8 protein-coding genes are annotated in these 8,924 nt (G+C 43.6%); 7 read left to right on the top strand and 1 reads right to left on the bottom strand.

Annotated elements, in window-relative coordinates:
- From LC605_RS29005 to LC605_RS29030, 6 genes are all read left to right on the top strand, one after another.
- Positions 1 to 319: hypothetical protein (locus LC605_RS29005; RefSeq protein ID WP_229550906.1), on the top strand; the 319-nt coding region annotated here is incomplete at its 5' end.
- The gene (locus LC605_RS29010; protein ID WP_229550907.1) at positions 316 to 1,581 is read left to right on the top strand and encodes a type IV secretory system conjugative DNA transfer family protein; all 1,266 of its coding nucleotides are present in this window, start codon (positions 316 to 318) and stop codon (positions 1,579 to 1,581) included. The genes LC605_RS29005 and LC605_RS29010, both read left to right, overlap by 4 nt.
- Positions 1,547 to 1,798, top strand: a complete 252-nt coding sequence (locus LC605_RS29015; protein ID WP_229550908.1) for a hypothetical protein — start codon at positions 1,547 to 1,549, stop codon at positions 1,796 to 1,798. The genes LC605_RS29010 and LC605_RS29015 overlap by 35 nt, the downstream gene beginning before the upstream one ends.
- Before the next feature lie 56 nt (positions 1,799 to 1,854).
- The gene (locus LC605_RS29020) at positions 1,855 to 2,079 is read left to right on the top strand and encodes a hypothetical protein (RefSeq protein WP_229550909.1); all 225 of its coding nucleotides are present in this window, start codon (positions 1,855 to 1,857) and stop codon (positions 2,077 to 2,079) included.
- A gap of 51 nt (positions 2,080 to 2,130) precedes the next feature.
- Positions 2,131 to 3,312: a site-specific integrase gene (locus LC605_RS29025; RefSeq protein WP_229550910.1), complete on the top strand. Its 1,182-nt coding sequence runs from the start codon at positions 2,131 to 2,133 to the stop codon at positions 3,310 to 3,312.
- A 73-nt stretch (positions 3,313 to 3,385) separates the two neighbouring features.
- Positions 3,386 to 5,611: an FdhF/YdeP family oxidoreductase gene (locus LC605_RS29030; RefSeq protein ID WP_229550911.1), complete on the top strand. Its 2,226-nt coding sequence runs from the start codon at positions 3,386 to 3,388 to the stop codon at positions 5,609 to 5,611.
- Positions 5,612 to 5,879: 268 nt separating this feature from the next.
- Here LC605_RS29030 and LC605_RS29035 read toward each other — a convergent pair whose 3' ends face one another.
- Positions 5,880 to 7,013 carry a PepSY domain-containing protein gene (locus tag LC605_RS29035; protein ID WP_229550912.1) on the bottom strand — a complete coding sequence of 378 codons (1,134 nt, stop codon included), beginning with the start codon at positions 7,011 to 7,013 and terminating at the stop codon, positions 5,880 to 5,882.
- A gap of 1,101 nt (positions 7,014 to 8,114) precedes the next feature.
- Between LC605_RS29035 and LC605_RS29040 the strand changes: the two genes are divergently transcribed.
- Complete coding sequence (locus tag LC605_RS29040) at positions 8,115 to 8,336, top strand: condensation domain-containing protein (protein ID WP_229550913.1); 222 nt, start codon at positions 8,115 to 8,117, stop codon at positions 8,334 to 8,336.
- Positions 8,337 to 8,924: the final 588 nt, after the last annotated feature.

Below are 8,924 nucleotides of genomic sequence, written 5' to 3' on the forward strand. Positions count from 1 at the left end.
GGGTTATTCCCCAGTCGCTAGTACAGTCGAACTATCACGGTTAGAGGAATTTAAAAAAGGGTGGATAAGTGCGATCGCACTGCCAGACAATCTGCCAGACTTGGCTTACACCCTTGCTTCCACAGTGTCGATTCCTGCCTTATTAAGTAGCTGTTGGGTAAGTGTACCCATGCCTGGGTTTATTCGCCTGGGGGTGTTGGGAATTTTAGCGATCGCCGGGATTGTCGTCCTTTACCTGCGGCAAGCCGTACCAGAGGTCAGAGATATTTTGCTGCTCCGTGTTGGGTTAATTGCTGTGGGGGTATTGCTAGGCATATGAGCAGTAATTTACACCCCTCCCAGTTACACCAACACTTGCAGATGTATGTCTGCGCTAAGTGGTCATTCTGGGGAAGCTTGGCTGTTAGCTGTGGCTTGTTGTTCCTGGGGACAACTCAAAAGCCAGAGTCTAAGCCGTGGATTCTAGCGGCATCGGTTGGGACTTTAGAAGTCGGTCGCAGACATCGCCAAACAGCGAAACTACTGCAAGAGTCTTTAGGCGATATTGACCGGGCTTCACGGCTTAACTTCCAAGGGTGGGCCCGTGCCAAAACTCAGCCCACAGCACAATTAGCTGTCACCGTTGGTACTGTCGATGTCAACTGGCAACCAGAGAACCTGATTACAGATCCAGTTGAGTACATCAACAAGGTACAGAAACACGTTGCCTTGGTTGGGGGGACAGGTGACGGTAAGTCAACCCAAGCTCAATACTTCTCTACCCGCATCGGCGGTAGGGTCGTTGTCTACGACGTAGACAGCGCCAAAGGAGATTGGGGTTGGGTCGAGCAAAATGACCTAATCGGTGACGGTGGCTTGCCAAAGGTGGACAAGGCAATGCAGGAAGCACTCGACCACCTAGAGAAGATGCGAGTTTACCGTAAGGAAGTTTCAAAAGACATTCCCCAAGAGTTTGCTCGATTCTATATTGCTGAAGAATTCCCCGTGCTAGCTGACTGTAGCAATGCTTCACAGTGGATTAGGCAACACGCCAAGGTAGGAAGAAAGCGTAAACAGTTCATTATGGTTCTGGCCCAGAACGACACAGCTGCTAATTTCGCCCTAGAAGGTGACGCTGATATCCTAGACACTTGCTTTGTGCGTATCCGTTTGGGCAAGAAAGCCCAGGACTACGCTAAATCAACACTGAAGAATCCCCAGTTAGAGCAGTGGTTGAAAGCTGGCGGTAAAAAGCGGTTTCTGGTCGATGCCTATCCCTGTGAACTGGATTTAGGACTGTGGCAACCAAACGCAATGCCTGCGGCGGGCTGCGCCTACGCAACACCGGAAACCGACGGCGGGGGAAGTGAGGAGGTGCTGGTGCAGCCTACAGCCATGAATGAGTTTGAGCAATTTATCCTCACCTGGGGTCAACAGCACCCAGATGAGGTTTTAAAAGCCAGAATCCTGCTGCAAGCTAGCCGATTGTTTGAGGGTATGCAGCCCGATGAAGTGCGGATTATCTTTGCTTCTATGGCTGATCGGGGATTAGGAGAAGTGGAAGGAAATGGCGCAAAGCTGGGCTGGAGGTGGTCAAAGTAATGTCTACACTTTGCCTACAGTCCGTCTACAGGCTGTAGGCAACGCTTTCGGGGGAAATTGCAGGTTGAATAAGCAGCACTTGAGTGGAAGTGCGATCGCTCACCACCTCGCCGCTAACCACTCAATAGTGCGTCTACACCGTCTACAATTTTTTCGCCCCAAAAATTTGGCTGTAGACGCTAAAAATAGCTACCAGAGCGGATTTTCGCGACTGTAGACCAAAATTTTGGGGTTTAAAAAAGTTAACAAATCGAAACATTTTTTAAATCTGCGATGTCTCAAACAAATTGTCCTCGATGCGATTCTACACGACTGCAACACCAAGAAAATTATGGTTACTGGGAGTGTGACGACTGCGGTCACACCTGGGGGTTTGACCAAGACGATCCAGATTATGACGAAATCGAATTGTGTTCCAAGTGCCACGGCAAGGGGGTACTTGCCTTTGGCGGTGTGAATCACTCCTGTACTCTGTGCAACGGGAGAGGATCGCTGTGACAGCCCCAACTGATGAGCAACTAAAAGAATTGTCAATGCCGAGGAATAGAAGTGGACACTGAAGATAGATGGATCAACGTCGATCTGCGAACAAAAAAACTGGTTATTCGTTTCTGGGTGAAAGGATTTTCCAAACAATTTTTTATCAGCACTGGACTGAAGGATAGCAAACGCAACCGGGAGATTGTGAGATCCAAAAGGGACGCGATCGCAAATGATATTGCGCTCGACCGCTTTGATTCAACACTTGGGAGCTACCAATCCCAAGCCAGCAAAGAAGCCTCGGCGGTTGCACTCAAAGAAACTCAAGCCCAACACAGCCTACAAGAGCTTTGGGAACGGTTTACCCAATTCAAAGCGAGTCAAGTCGAAGAAACCACAATTTTAGAGAAATACCGGACAATTGCTCGATACATTCAGCGGCTGCCCTCCCAATCACCAGAAGATGCCCCAGCGATTCGGGATTGGATTTTAGAGAACTTGACGCATTACATGGCGTGGGAGACTTTAAACTGCTTGAGTCGTTGCTGCGATTGGTCGAGCGATTCCGGCTTGATAGATCGCAACCCATTTTTTAAACTCAAAATTCCCAAACCGAAAAACAAATCTACTGACGATTACTACAGAGCATTCACCCTGGAGCAACGGGATTTGATTATTCAAAGCTTTGAAGAACATTCCTTGTATACCCACTACGCGCCTTTGGTGAAATTTCTGTTTTGGACTGGCTGCCGTCCTGGGGAAGCTTTTGCGCTCACCTGGGGCGATATCAGCCCAGATCGCTGCCGCATTGCGATTAATAAATCCTGCAACGTTCACCACATTCACAAAGGAACTAAGAACGGCAAAAAGCGAATTTTCCCGTGTTCGAGCGGGTCGAGAGTCCAAAAGTTGCTTTTGGATATTTGCCCAGTGCACTACCAGTCGCACAATTTAGTTTTTGTCAGTAAAACCGGCCGACCGATGAATAGCAGCATCATGTTTAGTTTTTGGAATGAATGGAAGTCAAAGTCCAGTACCTTCAAATACTCAGGGCTAGTCAAAAAATTGGCGAACGAGGGAAAAATACCTTACCTCAAGCCCTACGCTACCCGCCACACTTTCGCCACCTGGGCAATTAGCAGCCACGTGTCACCCGATAAAGTTGCTCTGTGGATTGGAGATACGGTTGAAACCGTTCTAACCTACTACTGCCATCCAGAAATAGTCAGTGCCGAGTGTCCAGACTTTTAAAAATCATGCTACTTAAATGCTACTTAAGACGCTAGCTTAGAAGAATCACCACATTACTCACTCTTTGCGTATCATGTTGCCTAAACCCAAGAGATATTGGACACCCCAGCACTGGGCAAGTTGGAAACCCTTCGGCATTGGCGAACAGTACCCTAACAACTATTGGGAGGTTTTTCGGGCAATCTGGCTGTCTCGTGACAAACTACCTTATGCGTGGAATATTCTTGATAAAGGTGTTTGCGATGGTTGCGCTCTTGGAACAACCGGGATGAAGGATTGGACTCTAGATGGTATCCACCTGTGCAATGTCCGGTTGCGGCTGTTGCAGATGAATACTATGTCAGCTTTTGACCCTGTACTATTGGCGGATGTCTCGCAGTTGCAAAAGCAAAAAAGTGCCCAATTACGAGACTTGGGACGACTTCCTTATCCGATGATTCGTCAACGGGGGGAAAAAGGCTTTCGCCGTGTTAGCTGGGATGAAGCTTTAGGGGTAATTAGCGATCGCATCCGCTCTACCACACCAGACCGCCTGAGTTTCTATGTTACCAGTCGCGGGACTGTCAACGAAACTTATTATGCTACCCAAAAAGCTGTGCGGGCAATGGGTAGCAATAATATTGATAATGCTGCCCGCATCTGCCATTCTCCCAGCACGGCGGGATTGAAAGCTGCTCTAGGTGCAGGGGCTACCACCTGTTCTTATAAAGATTGGATTGGGACTGATTTGTTAGTCTTCATTGGCTCTAATGTTGCCAACAATCAGCCTGTTACCGTTAAATATCTCCACTATGCGAAGAAAGCTGGCACTAAAATTATAGTTATTAATACTTACCGTGAGCCAGGAATGGAACGCTACTGGGTGCCTTCAATTGTGGAAAGTGCCCTTTTTGGTACAAAGTTTGCCGAAGACTTCTTCTTAATTAACATGGGCGGGGATATAGCATTTTTGAATGGCACAATTAAACATATAATTGCTCACAACTGGGTAGACCAGTCATTTATAGATTTACACACAGTTGGCTTTGCCGAACTCAAGGTATCGTTAGAAAGTCAATCTTGGGAAGAATTAGAGCGGCTTTCTGGTACATCCCGCGAGTCAATGTACGCCTTTGCGAAAATGGTCAAAGAAGCCAACAAAGCTGTATTTGTTTGGAGTATGGGCATTACTCAGCATGAATGCGGCGAAGATAACGTGCGAAGTATCATCAACTTAGCTCTCACCAAAGGTTTTGTCGGTCGGGAAGGCTGCGGTTTAATGCCAATTCGCGGTCACTCTGGGGTGCAGGGTGGTGCAGAGATGGGATGTTACGCGACAGTATTTCCTGGTGGGAAACCGATTACCTCAGAAAATGCTACTCAATTGAGTCAGTATTGGGGCTTTGAAGTGCCAGCAAGTAAAGGTTTAATTGCTCCAGAAATGATTAACGCCGCACACCAGGGACAATTAGATGTGTTGATTTCCGTGGGCGGAAATTTCCTAGAAGTGCTACCAGAACCGGATTATGTGGAAGCGGCGCTAAAGCAAATACCGTTGCGGGTACATATGGATATTGTTCTCTCCAGCCAAATGTTGGTGGAACCTGCTGATACTGTGGTGCTTTTACCTGCGACGACTCGTTACGAAATACCAGGGGGAGTGACAGAAACTAACACCGAACGCCGGGTAATTTTTAGTCCAGAAATTCCGGGGCCACGCATTGGGGAAACGCGTCCAGAGTGGGAAGTGTTTTTAGAATTGGCAAGGCGGGTAAAGCCAGATTTGGCAGATAAGCTGGCTTTTGCTGACACAGATGCTATCCGCCAAGAAATTGCTCAAGTTGTCCCGCTATATGCCGGTATTCAACACTTACAGCAAGCTGGTGATCAGTTTCAGTATGGTGGCTCACACTTATGCTTTGGTTGGAACTTCCCGACAGCAGATGGTAAGGCACACTTTGGCGTATTATTGCCACCGCAGAGAGAATTACCAGAAGGTTATTTCTTAGTAGCAACGCGCCGAGGTAAACAATTTAATAGTATGGTGCAGGAACGCAAGGATGCAATTACTGGGGCGGTGCGAGAGGCGGTGTTAATGAATGCTGATGATGCAGCAAAGTTGGGTTTAAAAGATCGCGATCGCGTCATTCTTCAGAATGAGTTAGGCAAGTTGTCCTGTCAAGTCTATATTGCCCCAATTCAGTCAGGAAACTTGCAAGTACATTGGCCAGAAGGGAATGTGCTACTAGATAAAAGTAAGCGATCGCTCGAAGGTGTTCCTGATTATAATGCGATCGTGCGCCTGGAAAAACAAACCTAATATTAACGCTTTCACACTGCTACGCTCAACTTAAGCTCACCCCAAAACTAGCAGTTCCCAAACCCACCATATAGAAAAAGCAAAGGTGGTAGCGTTTCCAGCTTTTAACAAGTCCCCCGGTTATGTAACTGGTAAGTTTTGTAATGGGGATTTGAACCCCAATACAAAACTTAATTACGTTAGCGCAGCGTTAGCGAGTCCGCGAGCGTCATTACGAATTACGAATTGCGAATTATTTTAACAACGTGTTGCTACTAATTTATTGACTCTAGCTTAAGTGTAAATCAGACATAACATCTTTTTGTTTACTTTTACGGTAACGATACCGATACATGACAAAGCCAGTAATTAAAAGAATGGTTGGACTAAGACCAACAAAAATGTAAATAATCCGACTGCTTAATCCCCAAAATGTCCCATAGTGTAAGTACTCAAAGGCAGAAAATATGCTGTCTGCGAGTGGTAATTTTAGACTATTGACTTCGCGCAATACCTCACCACTATATTGATCTAAATACACTCCGCTTTCTCCGTAAAACATAAGTTCATGATTTTGACGTTTGCGGATATAAACTGCGTCTTCTGCTTTGCTGGGAATACTGACGGAAAAGGTCTTGGCATCAGGAAAAACATTGTTAGAAATTTGCAGAAGTTGAGATAGCTTTAAAGGAGCTTGATTGCTAATAAGTTTAGAAGTTACTTCTGGTGGTTGAGGAGTAAAAGTAACTGCGTAAATTACAGGATATGACCAATCATAAAAATTCCAGCACAAACCTGTAAAAGCAGTAAAAGCCAGAAAGATTGCGGTCACAATTCCCACTACCTTGTGAATATCAAAGTTAACCCGTTTTGGATGGCCATTCCACTTGATTTTGAATCCAGTAATTAGCTTGCGCCAACCAGTCCATAATATTAATCCTGTGATGCACAGGATGAACAATAACAATCCTGTAATACCAGTGATAATTTCACCATTCCTACCTAACAGCAGACTATAGTGGAGTTTGAGAACAATCCTTTCAAAGCTAGAATCGGATTCATTCCAACCCATTACCGCACCAGTGTAAGGATGAATGAATATCCGAGTAAGTTGATTGGTGACATCAAAAAGACCCACTTCGTAAGGCGAATCAGAAGTAGTAGGCAACCTAATGCTGTCTAATTTGAGATCGGGACGATTAGCAGTTACAGACTTGGCTGTTTCTAAGACACCATCAATAGAAATCATTTGTTCATGAGGCACTATAGCGCCAACTTGTTGAACAATTAAAAACTGCCCAATTTCAGGCTTAAAAACCAAGAGGCTACCCGTCAATCCGACAAAAGCTATTAATAGTCCTACTGCTAAACCAATATAGCGATGCACTATGAAGGCTATGTCACGAAAGTTGCGCGATTTCACATCAGATTCCCTTTTAATGACCGAATTTTAGATTTTAAGTTTTATTAAACATTCAAAATTTAAAAAGCTTTGTTCGCGTAGCATACCGCAGGGAAGCCACCAAATTTAGAATAATCACCTACTTGGTTGTATCTTCGAGCAACAGTCCGACGATCTTCAGCAAAGGGATTTTCAAAATCAACTGGCTGAAAGTTGAAACGCGCTGTATCAATGACTTGTATAGAAACCTAATGCTAATCCAACCGAACGTATCTCACTCATTAACCCAGACTTCATTTTTGTTGCTCCTTGGACAGAACCTGTAATTAACAGGCTTTTAAGTAAAGGCTCTAGTTGTATCTTGATACTCATCCTCACACCCAATTGAAAACGTCACGTCTGACATTAATAACGCAATCTTTTTTCAATAAGATTTGAGACTATCTTTAAAATTCTCAAAAATTATCTGGGAATAATTTGCATTTAGCTCCAGTACTATTAGGAGATATTATCATAAAGGTTTTGTGTGAGCAAGCATTTGTCAAAATTTCTGATTTCAGAAATCTCAGTACCGTTTTGCAATAAGTCCTTATATATCAGTCATTTAAGGGCATAGTCATAGTTATATTTAAATCAGAATTAGTTAATTTAGTTATAGTCATCTATCTAACGATAGATTATTTACAAAATTACTTCTCGCCTTTATATTAATCAAGTTTCTTGATTAATATTTGCTTGCTATTTTGGACAAATTGCTTTAGTCTATTGAAAATAGTTACAAATAAATCGCAGTAATGATTTAATAACAAAAAAGACACTGTAAGTACGTTGGCACGAAAAAAGTTAAGTATGTTACGAAACGTAAATAAGCTTTAAGCCTTTACTAATGACCAATGACAAAGGACAAATGACAGCCTTAGCCAGTTAACTTTAATTGCGCCAACCTACTTAGGCAAATAGAAAGCTGTTAACTGCTGTCATCCTTGTTGAAAAGGCTGCTAGTAGTCCACCAAGTCAACAATGCTTGGTTTGTAGTGAGCGCTTTAGCGCTCAAATCAAGGACTAAAGTCCTTACTACGAACTTATTCACCCATCAAAGTTGCTCTGGTGGACTACTAGGGCTTGAGATTTCAGAATTATTTAGGTTTAAGCGGTGAACGACAAGAACGATTGTGGTTTTTGGAGCAATTAGAACCAGGGAATCCATTTTACAATGTAGCGATCGCCATTCAACTCAATGGCACTCTCAACATTACAGTTCTCCAGCAAAGTCTCAATGAAGTTGTCCAGCTTAGCTTATTTCGTCGCCCCGTCAGTAGGAAAAGTTATCGCTCATCGGAATAATTTAAATGTTTTTATATCAGAAATTTTGTTAAAAACATACACATATTATATAAAATATACGCTATTAAAACATCTATTCAAACATCAACTCTAACAATAGGATGTTATGGTAAACACTGTTAATAAAGTTTATGTTTAGCAGGTCAAATATCAAAATCCGATTTGATTACTGAATTTAGTTGAGTAGCGAGGGAACAGCAAAGAAGGGATATAGATCAATACAGTTCAGTTAAGCATTTCCTCCTTCTCTCTTCTCTCTGTGTTCTCTGCGCCTCTGTGGTTCGTAAAAAAAAGAGTTTCAGCCCTTTTGTGAACCGTATTGGGATATAGATGTGTACTGATTTTTTTCAAAAATCAAATACGAGTTCTGTATTCGCATTAATCACTGCTTCTTGACACAGCTTTAGCCTGGACGTAGCCCGTTTTAGATATCCCTTTAAGTTTGGGAAACTAAAACAAACGATAAATGCAACACATCACCAGTTATCTTTAATTGCGCCGACCTACTTACAGCGATTTTCAAGTAAATAAACCACAACTAGACCTCACTTCCATTCCTCACTTCCTTTAAGGAGAGAGGCTTTGATT

Source organism: Nostoc sp. CHAB 5836 (assembly GCF_020829445.1).
Taxonomy (GTDB): Bacteria; Cyanobacteriota; Cyanobacteriia; order Cyanobacteriales; family Nostocaceae; genus Nostoc.

Excerpts from the sequence above, each read along its gene's own strand:
- LC605_RS29010 (WP_229550907.1), top strand. The coding sequence starts at position 316 with ATGAGCAGTAATTTACACCCCTCCCAGTTACACCAACACTTGCAGATG.
- LC605_RS29015 (WP_229550908.1), top strand. The coding sequence starts at position 1,547 with ATGGCGCAAAGCTGGGCTGGAGGTGGTCAAAGTAATGTCTACACTTTG.
- LC605_RS29020 (WP_229550909.1), top strand. The coding sequence starts at position 1,855 with ATGTCTCAAACAAATTGTCCTCGATGCGATTCTACACGACTGCAACAC.
- LC605_RS29030 (WP_229550911.1), top strand. The coding sequence starts at position 3,386 with ATGTTGCCTAAACCCAAGAGATATTGGACACCCCAGCACTGGGCAAGT.